Raw genomic sequence first — 21335 nt, 5'->3', positions numbered from 1 at the left:
CCACCCCTGAGAACCGGGGAAACGCCCAGACTTCCGCCGTATCGGGCCGATAGACCTTGTGCTGGTGGTCCGGGCCCACTGGATAGTGGCGGCAGTAAGTGCTTCCCGATCCGCTCGGGACGACGGTGCCGGCCGCGGCGCGGCCGGGCCGGTCCACTGGAAAGGACGGATCACCACGATGAGTTCACCCCTTGCGGACGACGGCCTGTGGTGCCGGCGGTTCCACCCGGCCCCGGACGCGGGCCGGCGCCTGGTGTGCTTCCCGCACGCCGGCGGTTCCGCGAGCTTCTACCACCCCGTCTCGGCCGCACTCAGTCCCCGCGTGGACGTGCTCGCCGTGCAGTACCCCGGACGGCAGGACCGCCGCCAGGAACCGGCCCTCGACGACATCGGCCTCCTGGCGGACCGGATCGCCGAGGCGCTGGGAGCCTGGACCGACCGGCCGCTGACCTTCTTCGGCCACAGCATGGGCGCCCTGGTGGCCTTCGAGGTGGCACGGCGGCTGGAACGCGACGGAGACGGCCCCGTGCGGCTGTTCGCCTCCGGGCGCCGGGCGCCGTCCGCGTACCGCGACGAGCAGGTGCACCGGCGGGACGACGACGGCATCGTCGCCGAGCTGCGGGCGCTGAGCGGCACCGACGCGCGGGTCCTCGACGACGAGGAGATGCTGCGGATGGTGCTGCCCGCCCTCCGCAGCGACTACAAGGCCGTCGAGACCTACCGCAGCGAGCCCGGAGCCGTCGTGCGCTGCCCCGTCACCGTGCTCGTCGGGGACGACGACCCCAAGACTTCCCTCGACGAAGCCCGGAGCTGGGACGCGCACACCACCGACGCCTGCGATCTGCGGGTCTTCCCCGGCGGGCACTTCTATCTGGCCGACCGACCGACAGAGGTGATGGACGTGCTCAGCGAGCACTTCACCTCCGCCGCCCTTCCCCACCATGCATAGGTGCCGCCCCGCTGCCCCGACCGAGCCACCCCTGGAGCCCTGACAGCCATGCCTGAACCGCTACTCACCGCGTCGGCCACGCCGGCACCGCGCACCGGGCGACGGCCCAGGGTCGGTCACATCGACTTCCTCAACTGCCTGCCGCTGTTCTGGGGACTGGCCAGAAGCGGCAGCCTGCTCGACATGGACCTGAGGAAGGACAGCCCGGACGGCCTGAACGACGCACTCGTCGCGGGCGCGCTCGACATCGGGCCGATCAGCCTCATGGAATTCTTCAAGCACGCCGACGACCTGGTGGCGCTGCCGGGCATCGCCGTGGGCAGCGACGGCCCCGTGGAGTCCTGCCTGATCGTCAGCCAGGTGCCGCTGGACCAGCTGGACGGCGAACCCGTCGCACTCGGATCCACCAGCCGGACCTCGGTCCGGCTCGCCGAGCTGCTGTTCGCGGAGTCGATCGGCGTCCGGCCCGCATACTTCAGCTGCCTGCCGGACCTCGAAGCGATGATGCAGCAGGCACGGGCGGCCGTGGTCATCGGTGACGCCGCGCTGCGCGCCTCCCTGCACGAGGCGCCCCGGCTCGGCCTGCAGGTGCACGACCTGGGGCAGATGTGGCGCGACTGGACCGGACTGCCCTTCGTCTTCGCCGTCTTCGCCGCCCGCAAGGACTTCCTCGCCAGGGAGCCGGAGACCGTCCGCCGCGTACACGCCCACCTGCTGGCGTCCCGCGATCTGTCCCTCACCGAGGTCAAGACGGTCTGCGAGCAGGCCGCCCGGTGGGAGGCGTTCGACGCCGAGACGCTGGAGCACTACTACACCACCGCCCTCGACTTCAGCCTCGGTGAGCGCCAGCTCGCCGGAATCGCGGAATTCGCCCGCCGGGTCGGCGGCGGACAGGCCGGCTTCCCGCCGGACGTCCGCGTCCAGCTCCTAGGCACCGACGCGATCAGCACGTGACATGACCGGCAACGAGCCCGAAAACACCCCCGGAAAGGCCGTCGACATGCCCCGACCGTCCGAAGCCACCGACCGTGGCCTCCAGTCCGTACTGGACCGTGCCGCCGAGGGCGGCAGGGTGACCCCCGAAGAGGCGCTGGACCTCTACCGTTTCGCTCCGCTGCATGCGCTGGGCTCAGCGGCCGACACGATCCGCCGCCGCCGCTACGCGGGCACCGAGCACATCGCGACGTACATCATCGAGCGCAACATCAACTACACCAACGTGTGTGTGACGGCGTGCAAGTTCTGCGCCTTCTACGCCGCGCCCAAGGACACCGCCAAGGGCTGGACCCGCGATCTCGACGACATCCTGCGCCGCTGCGCGGAGACCGTCGAACTGGGCGGCACCCAGATCATGTTCCAGGGCGGGCACCACCCGGACTACGGCGTCGAGTACTACGAGGAACACTTCTCGGCGATCAAGAAGGCCTTCCCGGAGCTGGTCATCCACTCCCTCGGCGCCTCCGAGGTCGAGCACATGGCCCGGATCTCCAAGGTGTCGGTCGAGGAAGCGATCCAGCGCATTCACGCCGCCGGGCTCGACTCCTTCGCGGGCGCCGGCGCCGAGCTGCTGCCGGCCCGGGCCCGTAAGGCCATCGCGCCGCTGAAGGAGTCCGGCGAGCGCTGGCTGGAGATCATGGAGGCGGCGCACGGCCTCGGCGTGGAGTCGACCTCGACGATGCTGATGGGCACCGGTGAGACCAACGCCGAGCGCATCGAGCACATCCGCATGATCCGCGACGTCCAGGACCGCTCCCACGGCTTCCGGGCGTTCATCCCCTACACCTACCAGCCCGAGAACAACAAACTGAAGGGCCAGACCCAGGCGACGGTCTTTGAATATCTGCGCATGCTCGCCATCGCGCGGATCTTCCTGGACAACGTCCCGCACATCCAGGGCTCCTGGCTGACCGTCGGCAAGGAGGCCGGCCAGCTTGCCCTGCACTACGGCGCCGACGACCTCGGCTCGGTGATGCTGGAGGAGAACGTGGTCTCCTCGGCCGGCGCCAAGCACCGCTCCAACCGTATGGAACTGCTGCAGCTGATCCGGGCGGCCGACCGGGTCCCGGCCCAGCGCGCCACGACCTACGAGCACCTCCTCGTGCACGACGACCCGGCCAACGACCCGGTCGACGACCACGTCGTCTCGCATCTGTCCTCCACCGCCCTCGACGCCCCGGATGAGGCGCGCAGCCACCCCGAACTGAAGGTGATCGGGGCGAGCTGACCGCCTCGTCCTCGGTGCCGCGCGGCGCGACGGCCCTTCCCACACGGTGACCGGATCACTTGGCTGATCCGGTCACCGGTGTGCTGTGTGCTGTGTGTAGGACGGCGGCCGCTGTGCGCTGCCGGGCCGCCCACGCCCACAGGCCGGTTCCCGAAGACACCTCTTCGGGAACCGGCCTGTGGGCTGCGTGACCTGCGTTTCTGACGGGCCCGCCGGCCCGGGGGTCAGGCCGACTCGGCCTCCGGTCCGTACACCTCCACCTCGTCCTTGACGCGCCGTACGTGGATGCACTCGCCCGGGCACTCCTTCGCCGAGTCCGCGACATCCCGGATCAGATCCAGCGGCAGCGGCACGGTCGCCCGGGGCGCCTGGCGCAGCTCGTCGTCCTCACCCTTCACATAGGCGAGGCCGTCGATGTCCAGCTCGAAGACCTCCGGCGCGTACTCCACGCAGATGCCGTCTCCGGTGCACAGGTCCTGGTCGATCCAGACCTCGAGTTCGTCGTTGTTCACGTTCACGTTGGTGGACATACCGCCTGCCTGCCGATCGTGGTCTTGGTCTGTGGTTTCGGGCGCTCGGGCCGGCGGGCTTCAGACCCGCATGGGCTGGGGCGACTCACGGCGCTCAGGGTCCGGGCCCGGGTACTCGCGGATGGTCTCGTAGCGGGTGTTGCGCTCGACGGGGCGGAACCCGGCGTCCCGGATCAGGTCGAGAATGTCCTCGCGGGTCAGCTTGTCCGGCGTACCGAAGTCATCCGCGTCATGCGTGATCTTGTACTCGACGACCGAGCCGTCCATGTCGTCGGCACCGTGGTTCAGGGCCAGTTGAGCCGTCGATACGCCGTGCATGACCCAGAAGACCTTGACGTGCGGGACGTTGTCGAAGAGGAGGCGGGAGACCGCGAAGGTCTTCAGGGCCTCCGCGCCCGAGGCCATGGTGGTCCGGGCCTGGAGCTTGTTGCGGACCTTGCCGTCCTGCATGTCGACGAAGTCGTGCTGGTAGCGCAGCGGGATGAAGACCTGGAAGCCGCCGGTCTCGTCCTGGAGCTCACGCAGCCGCAGCACGTGGTCGACGCGGTGGCGGGGCTCCTCGATGTGCCCGTACAGCATCGTCGAGGGCGTCTTGAGGCCCTTCTCGTGGGCCAGGCGGTGGATGCGCGACCAGTCCTCCCAGTGGGTGCGGTGGTCGACGATGTGCTGCCGCACCTCCCAGTCGAAGATCTCGGCGCCGCCGCCGGTCAGCGACTCCAGACCGGCGTCGATCAGCTCGTCGAGGATCTCGGAGGCACTCAGCCCGGAGATGGTCTCGAAGTGGTGGATCTCGGTGGCGGTGAAGGCCTTCAGGGAGACGTCCGGCAGCGCCTTCTTCAGCTCGCGCAGCGACCGCGGGTAGTAGCGCCACGGCAGCGTCGGGTGCAGACCGTTGACGATGTGCAGCTCGGTGAGGTTGTCGTTCTCCATCGCCTTGGCGAGGCGGACGGCCTCCTCGATCCGCATCGTGTACGCATCCTGCTCACCCGGCTTGCGCTGGAAGGAGCAGTAGGCACAGGAAGCCGTGCACACATTCGTCATGTTCAGGTGACGGTTCACATTGAAGTGCACGACGTCGCCGTTCTTGCGCGTCCGCACCTCATGAGCCAGCCCGCCCAGCCATGCCAGGTCGTCACACCCGTAGAGCGCGATCCCGTCCTCGCGGGACAGCCGCTCTCCCGCATAGACCTTCTCCTCCAGCTCACGCTTGAGTCCTGCGTCCATCCCCAACTACCTTCCTAGTGCTTGACCTTGGCAAAGAGTGCTCACAGGCGCTGATGGCATCGCCTTAGTAGATTCCTTCGGGAGCGGCCCGGGAGACCTGCAGTGGTTGGACGTTCGCCACCCCGTCGCAGGGCCAGTCGGCCGAGGTGCGGTACCGCGCGGCCTGGTCGCGTTCGAGGATGTTGGGCAGGAAGAGATCCTCGTGCAACACCGTGAGCCGGACCTGCCCCACGTCCCCGTAGCCCACCGTCCGCGTCGGATCGTTCTTGTCGACGACGGCCATGGTCACCTGCGGATAGTGCGGGACGTACGGAAGGACGTCGCCGTCCTCCTCCGCGGGCAGGCCCATGGCACAGCCGAAGGTGTTCCCGTAGGCCGTCCCGATCGGCCCGCCGTCCAGCGCCGCGGCGAACTCCCGGTACATCGCCGGCACGATCTGTGTGCCGCCGAGCCCGACACCGTCGAGCTGCTCGACCAGTTCCGGACGCTGCCGCACCAGCGCCTGGAACAGCGCCGGCGTCGTCTCCAGGTAGTCGATCCGCCGGCTGCTCATGAGGTCCGTGATCTGGTCGACGACATGATCGACATAGTGGTTGACCTCGGCCAGCCGGCAGCCCCGGATGAGCTGTTTGATCCAGCGCGGGTCGAGGTCGATCCCGTAGACGACGGACGCATACAGATGGGCGATCTGCGCGGCGCCCTCGCCCACCACATGCGGCCCTCCGGGAGTGGCGTAGACCCAGGTTCGGCCCGGCTCAAAACCTGCCGTGACCAGGCCGAACCGGCGCCAGAGGGAGTGGTGGTCGAGCATCGGCCGGGTGTAGAAGACATGGCACGGTCGGCCGGTGGTGCCACCCGAGTCGAAGACGCGCCCCGACAGCGGGCGCGGCACGGCCTGCGGGACCAGGTCGACGGGGTCGAGGTCCCGCAGCGCGGCGAGTGTGAAGTGACCGAACGCCGACAGTTCGGTGTAGTGCGTGATGTCGAGCGGGTCGAAATCCAGCTCGTCACGGCGCTTGAGCCAATAGGGACTCCCGGTGTCCGGAGCGAAGTGGCGCCGTACGACATGCCGGGTCCACGCATCGAGGTCCATGGACAGCCAGCGCTCCATGCGGGAGGTGTCCAGTGGTGCGGTGGTCGGCGGCATCGCCGTTCCTTTCCTGCCGGGAAGGCCGCAGTCGCGCGCGGATCTGCGGGAGCCGGGCTGCCGCCCGCGTCACCCGGCCGGACCGGCACCGGGGTGCAGTCCGACACGGCGACGCCGGCGGCCCCTCTTCATACTCGCCGAGTCCACTCTGGGGAATTCCCCATACCCACAACGGGTTTCCTGGGAGGGACGGCGCCGGAGCTCCGCGCCGGCTGCCCGAACGAACCCCGGCGGAGGGGACCCATGGCCCAGCGGCTGACGATCGCCCACTCACCGTGTCCCAATGACACCTTTGCGTTCCATGCCTGGTCCCACGGGTTGCTCCCGGAGGCTCCCGGCCTCGTGGTGACCATCGCGGACATCGACGTCACCAACGGCCTCGCGGAACGCGGCGGCGCGGATCTGCTCAAGATCTCCTACGCGGCCCTGCCGTACGTCCTGGACGAGTACGCGCTGCTGCCGTGCGGCGGCGCACTGGGCCACGGTTGCGGGCCACTGGTCCTCACCCGGCCCGAGGACGGCCCGGCCGGCTCCGGCCCGGAGCGGCTGGCCGGGCGGAGCGTCGCGGTGCCCAGCGTGCGCTCGACCGCGTATCTGCTGTTCCGTCTGTGGGCGGCGCGGGCCGTACCGGGCGGCGTGGGCGAGATCGTGGTGATGCCCTTCCACGAAATCATGCCTTCGGTCCGGGACGGCGCGGTCGACGCCGGACTCGTCATCCACGAGGCCCGCTTCACCTACCAGCAGTACGGGCTGCACCGCCTCGCCGACATGGGTGAGGAATGGGAGGCAGCCACCGGCCGGCCGATCCCACTCGGGGCGATCGTCGCCCGACGGGACCTCGGGGAGGACCGCCTGCGGGCGGTGGCCCGCGCCGCCACCGACTCCGTCCGCTTCGCCTGGGACAACCCGTCGGCCTCCCGTCCCTACGTCCGCGAACACGCCCAGGAGATGGCCCCGGACGTGATCGACCAGCACATCGGCCTGTACGTGAACGACTACACCGCCGCCCTCGGCGAGGACGGCTACGCAGCAGTGCACGAACTGCTCGGCCGGGCCGCCACCGAGGGCCTGGTCCCACCTGTCGCTCCGGGCGCGCTGGACTTTCCCGGGGTTCGGTAACCGCCACGGCCCCGCGGCCGGTCTCTCCACCGTGGTAGACAGACCGCCCGCGGGGCCGACCCGGGGCTAGCTACCCCTCGACGGTCACCGGCACCGCCTGCGCGCGGACCGCGTCGACGAGTTCCATCGTGGCGATCGCGTCCTGCCGCCACCGGGCCTCCCCGGGGTCGGCCGCGGCGCCGCCGGCGGTCACGGCCGCGGCGAATCCGGCGAGGGACCGGCCGAGCTGATCCGCCGCCGGGAGCGTGAACTTCTCGACATGGTCCTGTTCCTCCAGCACCAGCACCGGCTGGTACCCGGCCGGCGGGGTGAACGCCCGGTCCACCGTGACCTTCGCCCCCGCGCCCCACAGGGAGTAGAACGAGCCGTAGGCGTGCTCGAAGCCGAACTCGACGCTCGCCAGCACACCGGACGGTGACACCAGCAGCGCCTGGCCCGACAGATCGAGCCCGTCGGAGCGCCGCACACGCGTCGTGGCGCCCGCCACCCGCAGTCCGGGGCCCAGCAGCATCGCGGCCGCCCGTAGCGGATACACCCCGGCATCCAGCAGCGCCCCGCCACCGAGTCCGGGCACATACCGGATGTCCTGCGCGGGCAGCGGCGGGAAGCAGAACGCGCCGCGGAACGAGCGCAGCCCTCCGAGCCGCCCCTCGGCTATCAGGGACGCGACCGCGTCATGCTGCGGATGGTGCAGGAACATGAAGTTCTCCCGCAGCACCAGGTCACGGTCCTCGGCCAGGGCGACCACGGCCCGGGCCTCGTCCGCCGTCGTGGCGATCGGCTTCTCGACCAGGACGTGCTTGCCCGCGTGCAGCGCCCGGGCCGCCCACTCGCCGTGCAGCGACGGCGGCAGGGAGATGTAGACGGCGTCGATGTCGTCGCGTTCCAGGAGCGCTTCCGTGGTGGCGGCGGCGCAGCCGAACCGGTCGGCGAACCGCTGGGTGCGCTCCGGGCTGCGGCCGCCCACCGCAACGAGTTCGGTCTCCGGGCAGTCCGACATCGCCGGAAGCACCCGCCGCCACCCGAAGGACGACGTACCCAGCGCACCGAAGCGCACCGGCTTCTTCCCGGCGCCCGTGTCGCCGCGGTCGAGGGACGGGCCGGTACGCGCGGACAGCTGCTGTGGGGGAGTGGTTCGCTGAGCTGGCACGGAGTCATCCAATGGAAATCCTCGGGGGCTGAGGCGGGGCGGTCTGCCACCACCCCGGTGATCGGTGGGCGGCCGTACGGCCACGGAACGCCGGCCCTGCCGTGACAGCCGGGCCCGGGGGAATCAGCCCCAGGTCACCGGCAGTTCGTACACGCCGTAGTGCATCGCGGTCTCCCGCAGGGGCACCTGCTCCGCGGGCACCGTGAGCCGCAGGTCCGGGAAGCGGTCGAACAGCTTCTGGAAGCCGATGCGCAGCGACGCCCTCGCGAGGTGCTGTCCCAGGCACTGGTGGATCCCGAAGCCGAACGCCAGATGCCGGCGCGAGGGGCGGTCGATGTCGAACTCGTCGGCGTTCTCGAAGTACCGCGGATCACGGTTGGCCGAGGGCAGCGAGAGCACCACCGTCTGACCGGCCTTGATGGTCCGGCCACCGATCTCGACATCCTCCAGCGCCACCCGGCTCGCCCCGAAGTGAGAGATCGTCAGGTAGCGCAGCAGCTCCTCGACGGTGTTCTCCATCAGCTCCGGCCGCTCCCGCACCTTCGCCAGCTGCTCGGGGTGCTCCAGCAGCGCGAAGGTGCCCAGCGCGAACATGTTGGGAGTGGTGTCCAGCGCACCGCCGATGGCGATCCAGGCGATGTTGAACATCTCCTGTTCGGTCAGCTCGCCGGTCGCGATGAGCTGACCGAGCAGGTCGTCCCCCGGATCGCCGGCGAAGCGCTCGGCCATCATCCGCTCCAGCGTCGCATTGAGCTCGTTGTTGTGATGGATGAACTCCTCGAGCGTGTAGTCGATCCGCATGATGACCGAGAAGTGCTCCGCCAGGGCCGTCAGATCGCTCTCCGACACCCCCATGATGGAGCAGGTCGACCTGGCGGGGATCTTCTCCGCGAAGACCTTCACCAGGTCCACCGGCGGCTCCATCTCCGCCATTTCGTCGAGCACCCCGTCGATGATCCGTTCCAGCGTGGGCTCGTACTGCTGGATCTTGCGTACGGTGAAGAACCCGGTCAGCAGCCGCCGGTAGCGGGTGTGCTCCGGAGCGTCCATCCGCACGAAGTTGCCCGGCGCGGAGGGCTCGGGGGAGTACTCCTCCACCTCGAACGGCGGCGAGTGCACCAGCGCCAGCAGCTCACTGCGGTGGCTGAACCGCGGGTCCGTCATGATCTGGCGGATGTGATCATGCCGGGTGATCAGCCAGCCGTCCTTCTCGCGCGGCGACAGCTCGAAGGTCACCGGGCTGATCGGGTCCTCCTCGCGCAGCTGCGCGTATTCGGCGGCCGGATCGAAAGGGCAGGTGCGCTTGTACGGGATCACCGGCGCTTTCGGCTCGTAAACCATGACTCCTCCGTTGCTGTTGGTGGCCACTGGGGCGCCGCGCTCGGGGCCCGTGCGCAGCGGGCAGCCGCACCGGGTACGACGGGCGGCCGTCGCAGACCGAAGACATTGGTCCGGTTCGGGAAGCGGGACAGCTCGATGCCGTGCCCCGTGGGGGCGGGCGGTGGCCGGTCGAGCGTGCGGTCGAGGGCAGGTCCGCACTACGAGGTGCGCGAGCGGCGCCCCGGAGTAGTGGATCCCATGGCGACTCCCCTTTCGGTGTGGCCCGAGCCCGATGACAGCCACAGCCCAGCACGGACCGGTCAGAGGGAGCCAGTCCGGTGGGGGAACTCTAGGGAATTGCCAGTCGGGGACGCCCGGCGGAACAGCGCTGTGAGGGGGCCTTCCGGGCCTGTTCTCCGGCGGTGTCCCGAACCTGGCCGGGAGCGGTCCCGCGGCAGGGCCGTACGGCCGCGACGAGGCCGGCGGACGGGCTGTACCTGCCACCACGCTCCCCCCGCCGCCTACTGCGGAGGGTTCCCGTGCTTACGCGGCGGCAGATCGGCCTGCTTGGTGTGCAGCATCGCAAAGGAACGGATCAGCACCGCTCTGGTCTCGCCGGGGTCGATGACATCGTCCACCAGACCTCGTTCGGCGGCGTAATAGGGGTGCATCAGCTCGGACTTGTACTCCTTGACCATCCGGGCCCGCATCGCCTCGGGATCGTCGGCCGCCGCGATCTCCTTGCGGAAGATGACGTTGGCGGCACCCTCGGCGCCCATCACCGCGATCTCGTTCGTCGGCCAGGCATAGGACAGATCCGCGCCCACGGAACGGGAATCCATGACGATATAGGCGCCGCCATAGGCCTTGCGCAGGATCAGCTGGATCCGGGGAACGGTCGCATTGCAGTACGCGTACAACAGCTTGGCCCCATGGCGGATGATGCCCCCGTGCTCCTGACCCACGCCCGGCAGGAATCCGGGCACGTCCAGCAGGGTCAGCAGCGGGATGTTGAACGCGTCGCAGTGCTGGACGAACCGGGCCGCCTTCTCCGAGGCATGGACGTCCAGCACACCGGCGAGCGACCGGGGCTGGTTCGCGACGACGCCGACGACCTCCCCGCCGAGCCGGGCCAGCGCACACACCACGTTCGTCGCCCAGCGCTCCTGGACCTCCATGAATTCGCCGTGGTCCGCGATCTCCTCGATGACCTCGCAGACGTCGTACGGCTTCTTGCCGTCCGCCGGGACCAGGTCCAGCAGGCGGTCGCAGCGGCGGTCGGCCGGGTCGGTGGTGGGGACGGTGGGCGGCCGCTCGCGGTTGTTGCCGGGCAGCAGCGACAGCAGATAGCGCACATCGTCGAGGCAGGTCTGCTCGTCGTCGTAGGCGAAGTGGGAGACACCGGAGATCTCGGAGTGGACGTCGGCGCCGCCGAGGCCGTTCTGGGTGATCTTCTCGCCGGTCACCGCCCGGACGACATCGGGGCCGGTGATGAACATCTGTGAGGTGTCACGGACCATGAAGACGAAGTCGGTGAGTGCGGGGGAGTAGGCGGCGCCGCCGGCACACGGCCCGAGCATCACGGAGATCTGCGGGATGACGCCCGAGGCGCGGGTGTTGCGGTGGAAGATGCCGCCGTAGCCGGCCAGCGCCACGACGCCCTCCTGGATGCGGGCCCCGGCGCCGTCGTTGAGGGAGACGAGCGGGGCGCCGGCCGCCAGCGCCATGTCCATGACCTTGTGGATCTTGGCGGCATGGGACTCGCCCAGCGCGCCGCCGAAGATCCGGAAGTCGTGCGCGTAGACGAACACCGTCCGGCCGTACACCAGCCCCCACCCGGTGACCACACCGTCGGTGTACGGCCTCCGGGCCTCCAGACCGAACCCGCTGGCACGGTGCCGGCGCAACGGCTCGACCTCGGTGAAGGAACCCTCGTCGAGCAACAGGCCGATCCGCTCACGAGCGGTCAGCTTGCCCTTGGCGTGCTGCGCCTTGGTCGCCCGCTCACCGGGCCCGTTCCGGGCCTGCTCATGGAGGGCGTGGAGTTCGGCCACCCGCCCCCGGGCATCGTGCGGCACTCGCTCGGCGGGGCCTTGCTCGCAGTAGGTCATCGGCAGCGATTCCACCTCTCCACATCGGCGCTTTCCCGCAGGTCCCCGGGTGTCTACGGGTTCCGCGGCCGCGCGGCGGGTGCCGGTACCGAGGCCGGGTCCCGCGGCCGTGGGGCGGGCGGCACGGAGGCCGGACCGCAGAATTCCAGCGTGCCGTCGCGTCTCCAGCGGCCGAGCCGGCCCGAGGCCAGCACCGGCGCGGTGTCCTCCGCCAGGCAGGCCCCGTCGGCGCTGCGAATGCTGCCGTAGGGCAACGCGGGCCCCGTGGCGTGGACTTCACCGGTCTGTCCGGTCGGCACGGGGCTGCCGGCCGGGTCCACCACCTGCACATGGACACCGGGCACCGGGCGGCTCGCCCCTGGATGCTCCGGCCAGGGGTTGTCGGGGCTGAATTCCCGTACCGTCCAGGGCATCGTGCCGTCCGCGGCGGCGAACTCCACCCACAGCGGCGCACGGGGCAGCACCTCGAAGTGCCGGTCGATCACCGTGCGCGGACAGGGGCCGCCGATCAGCACGGTCAGCCGCGGCGGCACCGGGTGGGAGGCCAGGGAGGGAGACTGCAGCAGCAGCCCGTATTCGTCCGGACCGAAGACCGCGGCGGCCTTCCGCTTCGGGGCCGGTGAGCAGGTGAAACCGTCGTAGCGGGACGGCACATGGAGCGTGCCCCCGCAGGCGAACGCCCACCACATCGCGGGCAGTGTGGTCGTGCGGACGGGAGGATGGTGCACGATCACCCCGTCGTGCGCACTGCCGGCCCGGCGGATCCTGGCGGACAGCGCCAGCTGCCATGCGCGATGGTCGGTCAGATAGCCGCCGACCCCCTGGCAGTCCGTATCGGAGACCAGCAGGTAAGCGGCCTCGGTGTGCCCGGAGCGCGGCAGCGCGGGGTCCGGCCGCTGGGCGGCGATCTTGCTCCAGGTGGCCGGGTCGTCCAGCACCCACGACATACAGCGGTAGCTCCAGACCGGTCGCGTCACGGTGCTGCACAGCACCGCCTGGGCCCCGCTGACCTCGATGATCCGGTCGAGCCGCGCACCGCGTGACGCCGCGGGGACCGGTACGCACACCCCTCCCGCCTTCAGCACCGCGAGCTGGCCCACGACCGCCTGCCGGTGATCGCCGCAGTGGACGACCACCGGGTCGCCCAGCTGCACTCCGCCGCGTACGAGCGCCGACGCCAACTGCCCGGCCCGGGTTTCGGCTTCGCCGTAGGACAGATGCTGCTGCCCTTCCTGGACGGCTCTGGCCATCGGGAACCTGCGGGCGATGCTGGTGAACATGCCGTCGAGGGTGAGCGGCAGGGTCTGCGGAAGCCGCCGCCGGTACGGTCTGGGTTCCACCTGTCCGAGCCTGCTGCCGTCGGACAGTGTCTGTTGGTCGGACAGCGTCTGTTGAGCGACCACTTCGTCCCCCTTTCGTGCCGGCCCCCACAAAAGAACCCGAGTGACTTCCGCGCGGAAATCCAGGTGCGCAGTCGTGGCCGCCCGCGGCGGAGGCCGGGAACGGGAGCTTCCGCCGGCCGCGGCAGGAACGGCCGGACCGGCGCGACCTCGGACGAGCTGCCGCCCAGACCCCGCGGCAGCGTTGTCCGCGTCAGCCGCAGCCTTTCCCACCGGGACGAACCATCGGCCGACCGCCAGCTTCGCCGCACGTTTTGGACGCGGACAAGGCCGTTTGCCGGGAACTAGGAGAATTGCTGGTAGTCCGGTGGCGTGGGGCGGATGGTGCGGCTGTGGAGTACGAGACCCCGCATGACCTGACCGCCAAGATCCATGCCGGGCTGAGGCGCCCCGCCGTATCGTCGCGGCGGTGGGGGCACGGCACGGCTCCCGGGCCCGCAGGTCCAGCAGGTTTCGCCAGTCGGTTGCCTGGTCGGGCGCCGGGTTCCGGGCGCCCGACCAGGCACTGCCCCGGTTACAGGTACGGGCGGGTGATCAGCTCAATCGCGTGACCGGCGGGGTCCTTGAAGTACACCCCTCGACCGCCGTGCTCGTTATTGATCTCGCCTGGGCGTCGCATCTGCGGATCGGCCCAGTGCTCGATGTCGCGCTCACACAGCCGCCGATACGCCCGGTCGAACAGCTCGTCGTCGATCAGGAACGCATAATGCTGCATCTGTATCTCCACCGGCGGCTCGGCGAACTGAAGCAGCACACCGTCGGGGAGCTGGATGTTGGTGAACGGGCCCCAGGACGGTGCTTCCGGGAGTTCGAACAGCTCGCGGAAGAACTGAGCCGACGCGTGGCGATCCTTGGCGGCGATGATGGTGTGGTTGAACGTGACTGTCATTCAGCTGACCTCGTTGATGTTCGACACGAAAAACGGACTCGCAGTGCACGAGTGTGGGGAGGTCCGCGTGCCGAACTGAGGGGGTGCCTTCTGTGCACCCGCTGTGCGATCAGCCGTCCACCGGGTGGCCAATCCGTGTGTGGCGTAGCGCCGGTCCGGTGTTCACGTTGGGTAACGTTACTTGATCTTGCTGGCGGCGACAAGAGCGCAGCGTTCGGCTGCCCCTCCGGCACCCCTCAGTCACCTCGACCGCCAAGATTATTCTTGCGTGAGGAAAATCGGGCAACGCTGAGGAATCTCATGGTCGATGACGCGCACTCCCACTCCACCCGCGCTCCTGCGTCCTTCTCCGCTGCGTACGACGCCGTACTGGTCGCCTGGCCCGTCCCCGTCGAGCCGGTGGACGTCCGCACGGACTTCGGGACCACGCGCGTCAACGTCTGCGGACCCGCGGACGCTCCGCCGCTGGTGCTGCTGCCCGGCGGCGGAACGACGTCCACCGTGTGGTACGCCAACGTGGCCGAACTGGCCGCCACACACCGGGTGTACGCGCCCGACATCCTCGGCGACGTCGGCCACAGCCCTGCCGAAGGTCCACGACCCGTCAAAAAACTTGCCGACCTCATGGACTGGCTCGACACGCTCCTGAGCCACTTCGGCATCGACGCGGCCGACGTGTGCGGCTACTCGTACGGTGCGCGGATCGCCCTCGGCTACGCCCTGCACGCACGGGACCGGGTACGCCGTCTCGCCCTCATCGACCCCAACAACTGCTTCGCCGGTATGAAACCCGGCTACCTCCTGCACGCGCTGCCGCTCCTCATCCGCCCCACCGCCGCCCGCGCCCGCGCCCACATCGCCTGGGAGGCGGGCGGTCTGCCGCTCGACGCGGTCTGGCAGGAGGTGTACGCCCTGGGCGCGGCCCGCACACCGCCCGCGAAGGTGGTCATGGCACGTCGCCCGCCCGCCGACCGGCTGCGCGAACTCACCGTCCCCACGCTCGTGCTCCTGGCCCGGCACAGCAAGGTGCACGACATCGAGCGGGTGCGGGCCGGGGCGGAGGAACTGCTGCCGGACGTCGAGTGCGCGGTCATCGAGGATGCCTCACACCACGGCCTTCCGATGTCGAACTCGGAGGAAGTCAACCGCCGGCTGTCGGCGTTCTTCGCGGCCGGGGATTAGGTCCTGACCGCGCAGGCAGATCCCACCCATCCTCATTCGTTGATGGGCGTAAAGGGCCTAAACTCCGGCCCTCGTCACTGACCCACCCTTCCGTCGATGCATTCGCGCAACAGGTCGGCGTGCCCGCAGTGGCGGGCATACTCGTCGATCCTGTGCACCATCAGCTCCCGGACTGCGATCCCCTCCTTCCCCACCCGCTCGCCCAGGTCCGGGTGTTCGGCCAGCGCGGCGTCGGTCGCGGCCTGCTCACGCTCCAGATCGACGTACGCCGCGTCGACCACGGCCTGTTCGGCGACAGCTCCGTCGAAGTCCGCGTCACGCTTGCCGTACAGCTTCGGCAGCGGGTCACCGTCGCTGATCCAGTTCCGCCAGTCCCGTTCCACCTCGACGAGGTGCCGCACCAGGCCGAGCAGCGACATCGTCGACGGCGGCACCGACCGACGGGCCAGCTGCTCCGCATCCAGGCCCTCGCACTTCATCCGCAGGGTCATGCGGTAGCCCGTCAGGAAGTCCTGCAGCGTCGCAAGCTCGCCGTCCGGACTGACTCCTTGATCGCGGGGGTCGTCGTCCGGATCGGTCCACATATCGGGGTAGACGGTTGCCTTGGTCCATCGCGCGGGTTGCTCACTCATGCGCGGCATGTTCGCCTCTGACGGCCCCAGTTCGCTACTTGGTTTTCGCTTCGAGGTGATGCGATGGTGGCATCAGGATGAGGTGCCGGTCTCGGCGACGAGGCCTCCAGCTGACCGCGAGTCAGCCGCCAGATCTGGTCCTCACCGGTCTCGGCCGGGGCGAGGCGCTCGGCGGGGCGGCGAAGGTGTTCGGTGAAGCCGAGCCGGGCCGGGACAGCGCCGCTGGCGCGGTTGGCCGGGTCATGGACGACCTCGACGAAGTCGACGCCAGGGAGGCGGAAGGCCTGCTCGACCAGGGCGCGGGCGGTCCGGGTGGCCACACCACGGCCGGTGGCGCCAGGGTGCAGCCAGTAGCCGATCTCGCGGCCGTTGTCCGGGACGTCGTCGCGCCGGAACAGCCCGCAGGCGCCGACGATCGCCCCGTCCAGCACGATCGCGTAGGTGAACTCCTCGCCGCTCGCCCAGCGCTCCGGGCGTTGGGCCAGGAAGTCGGTGGTCCTGGCCAGGCTGTGCTCAGCGACCCAGGGCATCCACGGGCGCAGGTGCTCCAGCGACTCCTCGATGACCCGGAAGAACTCCGGGAGGTCCGCCTCGCCGTTGAAGCGGCGCAGCGTAAGGCCGTCCAGCTCGATCACCTGCTGTGGAAGATCCATGCCAGGAGGATCGTATGCAGCCGCTTCTGTCGGCAACGGGGTTTCGAAACGTGGTCCGGGGCGGGCTGGGGACGGCGGCGCTTGCCGCGGGCGCCGTACGCGCGTCGCCGGAAAACGGCCTGCGCGCCGCACCCGCAGACGGGCGACGGACCGCCGCTCCCGAAAGAGCGCCCCTGAACGCACCTCATGCTCACACGCGCGCCGTAGAGCTTCCCGCAGAGCTCAAATAGCCTTCTATGTCGGCCAGTTGGTCCAGAAGTTACGGGAGGACGCGATGGGCTCGCTCTTGCTCAGGACGACGACATTCCGGCGTATCACGATGGGAGTCGCGGTCGGCACACTGCTGCTGCTCAGCCCGTCCCCGGTAGAAGCAGCGTCCCCTCCGCCCAGCGTGCCGACCGGAGCTGCGGTGCCGGCAAGGATCAGCCTCACCTGCGGGACCAGCGTCAACCCGAACACCCTCTCCCGCCCCGAAACGATCACCTCCACCCGCATCGGCCGCGCCACGGTGTCGCTACGCGACGGTCACCGAGGCGGCCGGATCTACCTCTGGGCGCGCATCACCGGCGCACGCCGTGGTGACACGGTGCGCCTGGACTGGACAGACTTCGGCCTGGGGGGCCGCCGCCACCAGTGTTCCGCCACCGTCCACACCGGTTCGGACCAGCACACCGTGGCCGCCCAGTACCTGCAGAGCGGCAGCGACCACCGCGAGTTCCGCGCATGCGGTCACCACGACGGAGCCACGAGGTGCACACGGTGGATGCCCTAGGCACTGTTCGACGGGTCGTGTGACCTGCTCGCGCTGACGTCGTTCCGGTCGGTGTGGGGCGGGGTGATCTGTCGGATCAGGAGTGGGCTCGGCTGGAGCCGCACTTGCCGAAGGACGGGGGACGAGGCGGGCGTTGGAAAAGTCATCGCAGGGTGATCAACGGCATTCTTTTCCGGCAGCGGACCGGTGTCCCGTGGCGTGATCGGCCGGCACGGTTCGGGAAGTGGAAGACGGTGCACGACAGGCATCGCAGGTGGTCGGCGGACGGCACGTGGGAGAGGATCCTGCTGACTGTTCAGGCCCATGCAGATGCGGAAGGCCAGATCGACTGGAGCATGGTCAGCGTGGACTCGACCACCTGCCGTGTCCATCAGCACGCCGCCGGCGCCCGTACCGACGCGCCGCGCACCCCTGGACGACGCGGTCGACCTGTTCGACATCGTTCAGATGAGGCCCTGGGGCGTTCCCGTGGCGGGCTGACGTGCAAGATCCATCTGGCCGGTGAGGGCGGCCGGCGGCTGCTCGCGTTCGTCATCACACCAGGCAGCCCCATTCCGCTTTGGCTTCGTTCGTGACCTGCTGGACAGCCTTAGCGGACTTACAGCGGTGATGGCGTCGGCGTTGTGCGCACTCTTGCCGTCGTCGCCTCAAGTCCGCGCAGGCCAAGGGCGGCTACCGCGAGGCCGTGGCTTGGGCCCGCTTCGGGTAGGGGCCGGCCCGGTCCGCTCATTTTTCGTTGCCTCTTGCGCCTGGTGATGCTGGAGTGAGCGGATGGATCAGGACACAGTGCTGGCGGTCTTCGATCGCGAGGTGCGACAGGGCATCCGGGCCGATGGGCCCGGAGCCCGGGTAGAGCGGGTGGGCGGCGTCGTACGCCATGTCGGCGCAGACGCTGACGGCTGGAACGGAATCGTCTGGTCGGACCTGGACGAAGCCACTGCAGACGGCTCGGTCGCGGAACAGGTGGAGTACTTCACCTCACTCGGGCGCGGGTTCGAGTGGAAGCTGTACGGGCACGACCGGCCGGCCGACCTACCCGGACGGCTGCGGGCGGCGGGTTTCGTACCCGAGCCCGAGGAGACGCTGATGGTCGCCGACATCAAAGACCTGTCCACGAGCGTCGAACTACCCGAGGGTGTTCGCCTGCTCCCGGTGACCGATGCTGCCGGGGTCGAGCTCGCGGTGGCCGCGCAGGAGCGGGCGTTCGGCGAAGCGCGGCCGTACCACCGGCAGCTGTTGCTCGGCCAGTTGGCCGCTGGCTTACCTCCCGCGGTCGTCGCCATGGCCGGTGACGTGCCGGTGAGCGCCGCACGGATGGAGCTGCACCCGGGTACGTCCTTCGCGAGCCTGTGGGGCGGGGGCACAGTGCCAGAGTGGCGCGGCCGGGGCGTCTACCGGGCCTTGGTCGCCTTCCGCACCCGCGTCGCAGCCGAACACGGCTACCGCTACCTCCAGGTCGACGCGTCCGACCAGAGCCGTCCGATCCTGCGACGCCTCGGGTTCGTGCCGCTGGCCACCACCACCCCGTACGTACGCTGACCTCACCCAGAACGCGGCATCGACCGACCGGGCTCAGCGCCGCGAGGAAGACGAGGCCGCCGGTGACCGCGAGACTGGTCAGCACCGCCGGGAAAGCAGCCCATGGGCCTGCCCGGCGCGGCCTGATAGGACCCGTCGGACACGCCGTAGGGCTTGTTCGGTCGATCACGTGCGGAGCCAGATGGTGTGGGCTGCGGCGGTGGCGTTGCAGTTGAGTCAGGGGTGCCCGCCGTACGGACGCCCCTGACCCTGCATGCTCAGCAATGGAGTGGCGGTTCGAGCCAGGAAAGGGGTTTGACACGCCCGGCGCGTGCATGGCTTGGGCGCGGCAGCGCATCCAGCTGGTAGCCGGCGAGGAAGACACTCCTCTGACGCGTGCTCTCGCCCGGGCCGACAGCAGCTGGGCGGCGGCCTTCGCACTCGACGATCAGCAGCGGCTCGTCATCAACACTGACGTCACGCTGGCGTTGAACCGAGAGCCTGTAGGTGAATGGTTCTGCGTACGCTCTGCGACCGCGGCCAGCCCCCGCGGATCCGGCCTGGCGCTCGGGCAGCTCGACGTGCTCCCCGGCGGCACGACCAGCAGATCGCCCTCACCAAGGAGGGGCAGCGCGCCGCCGTCGGTGCCGCAGTCGGCCAGCAGGGGCATCACGTTGCTCGGTTCGGTGGTGGCCTCGTCGCTGCCGGACCGCTTCTCAAACCCCGTAGGCCCGAAGCCCCCTGCATTCGCGCCGAGTTCCGCCCGTGCGGGGTCTCACGGTTTCGACCGCGCGGGAGAAGGATCTGCGGCCGAGGGCGCCCCACATCGCGGAATATCCGGTTCCGCGGAGAGGTCTGACGGCCCATCAGTACGATCACCGCCGTTGAATTCTGCACCTCCGCCCAGGTGTTGTCTCGTTCGCTGCTTGATTCGCCGGTGCAACTTGATGATCCGTTCGTCCCTGCCAGCATGTGGCGGCGCGGGCCGACCGTCGGCGCGCCGGCTCAACAACCCTCTGCGGCCCGGCCCCGGAGGGGAGCCGAGACGAACCAAGGAGTGGAACATGTCGCGTCCCACCCGGCGCCAGATACTGCACGGCAGCGCCGCGGCCCTGGCCGGAGCGGCGCTCGCCGCACCGGTCGCCTTCGCCGACACCGCTGCCGCCCGCCCCGCCGACGGCCACGGGCAGATGGCGGGAGACGGGCCCTCCGGTGGCCACGAGATGCCGGAGCCCTTCGACGAGATGTATGAGGGCCGCCACATAGAGGGCTGGCCGGCAGACGAAGGAGATGCCCAGAACGGAGGTCACAACAGCAGCGGAGCCCACGCGGGGCGCCACGCCGGCCCGCACGACGGCATGGACTTCGTCGTCCGCATCGACAACGACGACCTCCATGTGATGCGGAACGCCGATGGCACCTGGATCAGCCTGGTGAACCACTACGAGACGTTCACCACGCCACGCGCCCTGGCGCGCGCCGCCGTCCGTGAACTCCAGGGCGCTGACCTGGTCCCCGTCGTCACCGGCTGAGGCCTGCCCCTGACCGTCCCCCCACCGAGGAGTCCTCGACATGGCAGTCCGGAAGAACCAGGCGGACCTCACCGCCACCGAAAAGCGGAACTTCGTCGACGCGGTGCTGGAGCTCAAGCGCAGCGGCCGCTACGACGAGTTCATCAGCACCCACAACGCCTTCATCATCGGTGACAGCGACGACGGAGAGCGCACCGGCCACCGGTCACCGTCCTTCCTTCCCTGGCACCGCAGGTTCCTGCTGCAGTTCGAACAAGCCCTGCAGAGCATCACGCCGTCGGTCATGCTTCCCTACTGGGACTGGACCGCCGACCGCACGCCCCGCAGCTCCCTGTGGGCCGACGACTTCCTGGGCGGCGACGGGCGGAGCGGCGACGGCCGGGTGACCTCCGGGCCGTTCGCCTTTGGCAGCGGCAAGTGGCCGATGAACATACGGGTGGACGGCCGGACGTTCTTGCGCCGCTCGCTCGGCACTGGCGTCCGCGAACTGCCGACGCGCGCCGAGGTCGACCGGGTGCTTGCCATGAGCGTCTACGACGCCGCTCCCTGGAACAGCTCCTCCGACGGTTTCCGTAACAACATCGAGGGCTGGCGCGGCCCGAATCTGCACAACCGGGTGCACGTCTGGGTCGGTGGCCAGATGACCACCGGAGCGTCACCCAACGACCCGGTCTTCTGGCTGCACCACTGCTTCATCGACAAGCTCTGGGCCGACTGGCAGGGGATGCACCCGAAGTCGGGCTATCTGCCCACCGGCGACACACCCGACGTCGTCGACCTCCACGACACGATGAAGCCATGGAACGACGTCACGCCGGCGGACATGCTGGACCACACCAAGTTCTATACTTATCAGTGACAGGTCCATGACATTTCGGTCCGTAAAAGGTGCCTGATCGCGGCTCCGTCCGGGCCGGATCCTGACCGCGGAGCCCGCCTCCTTCGCCGCCGAAGGTCGCCCCGACTGCGCCGGTGCGCACGGG

19 protein-coding genes and 2 pseudogenes are annotated in these 21335 nt (G+C 69.6%); 11 read left to right on the top strand and 10 right to left on the bottom strand.

Annotation, left to right across the window (positions count from 1 at the left end):
• Nucleotides 1-178 precede the first annotated feature (178 nt).
• The 3 genes from CPH93_RS01045 to mqnC are packed head-to-tail and all read left to right on the top strand — an operon-like array spanning nucleotide 179 to nucleotide 3173.
• The gene (locus tag CPH93_RS01045) at nucleotides 179-949 is read left to right on the top strand and encodes a thioesterase II family protein (protein ID WP_096211626.1); all 771 of its coding nucleotides are present in this window, start codon (nucleotides 179-181) and stop codon (nucleotides 947-949) included.
• A 48-nt stretch (nucleotides 950-997) separates the two neighbouring features.
• Nucleotides 998-1903, top strand: a complete 906-nt coding sequence (locus CPH93_RS01040; protein ID WP_093488134.1) for a menaquinone biosynthetic enzyme MqnA/MqnD family protein — start codon at nucleotides 998-1000, stop codon at nucleotides 1901-1903.
• A gap of 46 nt (nucleotides 1904-1949) precedes the next feature.
• Nucleotides 1950-3173 (top strand): cyclic dehypoxanthinyl futalosine synthase, encoded by a 1224-nt coding sequence (gene mqnC / locus CPH93_RS01035; protein WP_093489603.1) that lies wholly within the window; start codon nucleotides 1950-1952, stop codon nucleotides 3171-3173.
• Between the two features lie 224 nt (nucleotides 3174-3397).
• Here the strand turns inward: mqnC and CPH93_RS01030 are convergent, their stop codons facing one another.
• From CPH93_RS01030 to CPH93_RS01020, 3 genes are all read right to left on the bottom strand, one after another.
• Entirely contained in the window at nucleotides 3398-3703 is a 306-nt protein-coding gene (locus tag CPH93_RS01030) for a ferredoxin (protein WP_093488136.1), read from the bottom strand.
• A 60-nt stretch (nucleotides 3704-3763) separates the two neighbouring features.
• Nucleotides 3764-4927 (bottom strand): aminofutalosine synthase MqnE, encoded by a 1164-nt coding sequence (mqnE, locus tag CPH93_RS01025; RefSeq protein WP_006608176.1) that lies wholly within the window; start codon nucleotides 4925-4927, stop codon nucleotides 3764-3766.
• 64 nt (nucleotides 4928-4991) lie between these two features.
• Complete coding sequence (locus tag CPH93_RS01020; protein ID WP_096211625.1) at nucleotides 4992-6074, bottom strand: AMP-binding protein; 1083 nt, start codon at nucleotides 6072-6074, stop codon at nucleotides 4992-4994.
• A gap of 243 nt (nucleotides 6075-6317) precedes the next feature.
• On the opposite strand from CPH93_RS01020, the gene CPH93_RS01015 reads away from it, so the two are divergent.
• On the top strand, nucleotides 6318-7193 hold the full coding sequence (locus CPH93_RS01015; RefSeq protein ID WP_096211624.1) for a 1,4-dihydroxy-6-naphthoate synthase: 876 nt from the start codon (nucleotides 6318-6320) through the stop codon (nucleotides 7191-7193).
• A gap of 70 nt (nucleotides 7194-7263) precedes the next feature.
• Here CPH93_RS01015 and CPH93_RS01010 read toward each other — a convergent pair whose 3' ends face one another.
• The 5 genes from CPH93_RS01010 to CPH93_RS00990 form a co-directional block, all read right to left on the bottom strand.
• Nucleotides 7264-8343, bottom strand: a complete 1080-nt coding sequence (locus CPH93_RS01010; RefSeq protein ID WP_231977127.1) for a Gfo/Idh/MocA family protein — start codon at nucleotides 8341-8343, stop codon at nucleotides 7264-7266.
• Nucleotides 8344-8466: 123 nt separating this feature from the next.
• Nucleotides 8467-9684: a cytochrome P450 gene (locus CPH93_RS01005; protein ID WP_093488146.1), complete on the bottom strand. Its 1218-nt coding sequence runs from the start codon at nucleotides 9682-9684 to the stop codon at nucleotides 8467-8469.
• 500 nt (nucleotides 9685-10184) lie between these two features.
• Nucleotides 10185-11774: an acyl-CoA carboxylase subunit beta gene (locus CPH93_RS01000; RefSeq protein ID WP_096215236.1), complete on the bottom strand. Its 1590-nt coding sequence runs from the start codon at nucleotides 11772-11774 to the stop codon at nucleotides 10185-10187.
• Nucleotides 11775-11827: 53 nt separating this feature from the next.
• Entirely contained in the window at nucleotides 11828-13114 is a 1287-nt protein-coding gene (locus CPH93_RS00995; protein WP_159394941.1) for an AMP-binding protein, read from the bottom strand.
• 574 nt (nucleotides 13115-13688) lie between these two features.
• Nucleotides 13689-14063, bottom strand: coding sequence for a VOC family protein (locus CPH93_RS00990; protein ID WP_093488152.1), 375 nt, complete (start codon nucleotides 14061-14063; stop codon nucleotides 13689-13691).
• 300 nt (nucleotides 14064-14363) lie between these two features.
• Here CPH93_RS00990 and CPH93_RS00985 point away from each other — a divergent pair, with 300 nt between their 5' ends.
• On the top strand, nucleotides 14364-15245 hold the full coding sequence (locus CPH93_RS00985) for an alpha/beta fold hydrolase (RefSeq protein WP_096211621.1): 882 nt from the start codon (nucleotides 14364-14366) through the stop codon (nucleotides 15243-15245).
• Between the two features lie 74 nt (nucleotides 15246-15319).
• Here the strand turns inward: CPH93_RS00985 and CPH93_RS00980 are convergent, their stop codons facing one another.
• Together CPH93_RS00980 and CPH93_RS00975 are read right to left on the bottom strand one after the other, a co-directional pair.
• The gene (locus CPH93_RS00980) at nucleotides 15320-15886 is read right to left on the bottom strand and encodes a DinB family protein (RefSeq protein ID WP_096211620.1); all 567 of its coding nucleotides are present in this window, start codon (nucleotides 15884-15886) and stop codon (nucleotides 15320-15322) included.
• Nucleotides 15874-16530 carry a GNAT family N-acetyltransferase gene (locus CPH93_RS00975; protein WP_093488158.1) on the bottom strand — a complete coding sequence of 219 codons (657 nt, stop codon included), beginning with the start codon at nucleotides 16528-16530 and terminating at the stop codon, nucleotides 15874-15876. Before CPH93_RS00975 ends, CPH93_RS00980 begins: the two co-directional genes overlap by 13 nt.
• 409 nt (nucleotides 16531-16939) lie before the next feature.
• Between CPH93_RS00975 and CPH93_RS00970 the strand changes: the two genes are divergently transcribed.
• The 6 genes and pseudogenes from CPH93_RS00970 to melC2 all read left to right on the top strand — a co-directional run bounded on the left by CPH93_RS00970 (nucleotide 16940) and on the right by melC2 (nucleotide 21211).
• Nucleotides 16940-17302, top strand: coding sequence for a hypothetical protein (locus CPH93_RS00970; protein ID WP_096211619.1), 363 nt, complete (start codon nucleotides 16940-16942; stop codon nucleotides 17300-17302).
• Nucleotides 17303-17355: 53 nt separating this feature from the next.
• Nucleotides 17356-17847 (top strand): annotated as a pseudogene (locus CPH93_RS00965) (IS5 family transposase); the annotation flags it as partial.
• A gap of 226 nt (nucleotides 17848-18073) precedes the next feature.
• A complete protein-coding gene (locus CPH93_RS00960; protein WP_096211618.1) occupies nucleotides 18074-18841 on the top strand; it encodes a GNAT family N-acetyltransferase in 768 nt (255 codons plus the stop codon).
• 263 nt (nucleotides 18842-19104) lie between these two features.
• Nucleotides 19105-19383, top strand: a pseudogene (locus CPH93_RS37405) (thioesterase family protein); the annotation flags it as partial.
• A gap of 501 nt (nucleotides 19384-19884) precedes the next feature.
• Nucleotides 19885-20352 carry an apotyrosinase chaperone MelC1 gene (melC1, locus tag CPH93_RS00950; RefSeq protein WP_096215235.1) on the top strand — a complete coding sequence of 156 codons (468 nt, stop codon included), beginning with the start codon at nucleotides 19885-19887 and terminating at the stop codon, nucleotides 20350-20352.
• 40 nt (nucleotides 20353-20392) lie between these two features.
• The gene (melC2, locus tag CPH93_RS00945; protein ID WP_093488166.1) at nucleotides 20393-21211 is read left to right on the top strand and encodes a tyrosinase MelC2; all 819 of its coding nucleotides are present in this window, start codon (nucleotides 20393-20395) and stop codon (nucleotides 21209-21211) included.
• The last annotated feature ends 124 nt before the right edge of the window (nucleotides 21212-21335 follow it).

Source organism: Streptomyces sp. 2323.1, assembly GCF_900221035.1.
Lineage (GTDB): Bacteria > Actinomycetota > Actinomycetes > Streptomycetales > Streptomycetaceae > Streptomyces > Streptomyces sioyaensis.
Note: the sequence above shows the minus strand (reverse complement) of the source record. Positions and strands in the feature narration are given on the sequence as shown.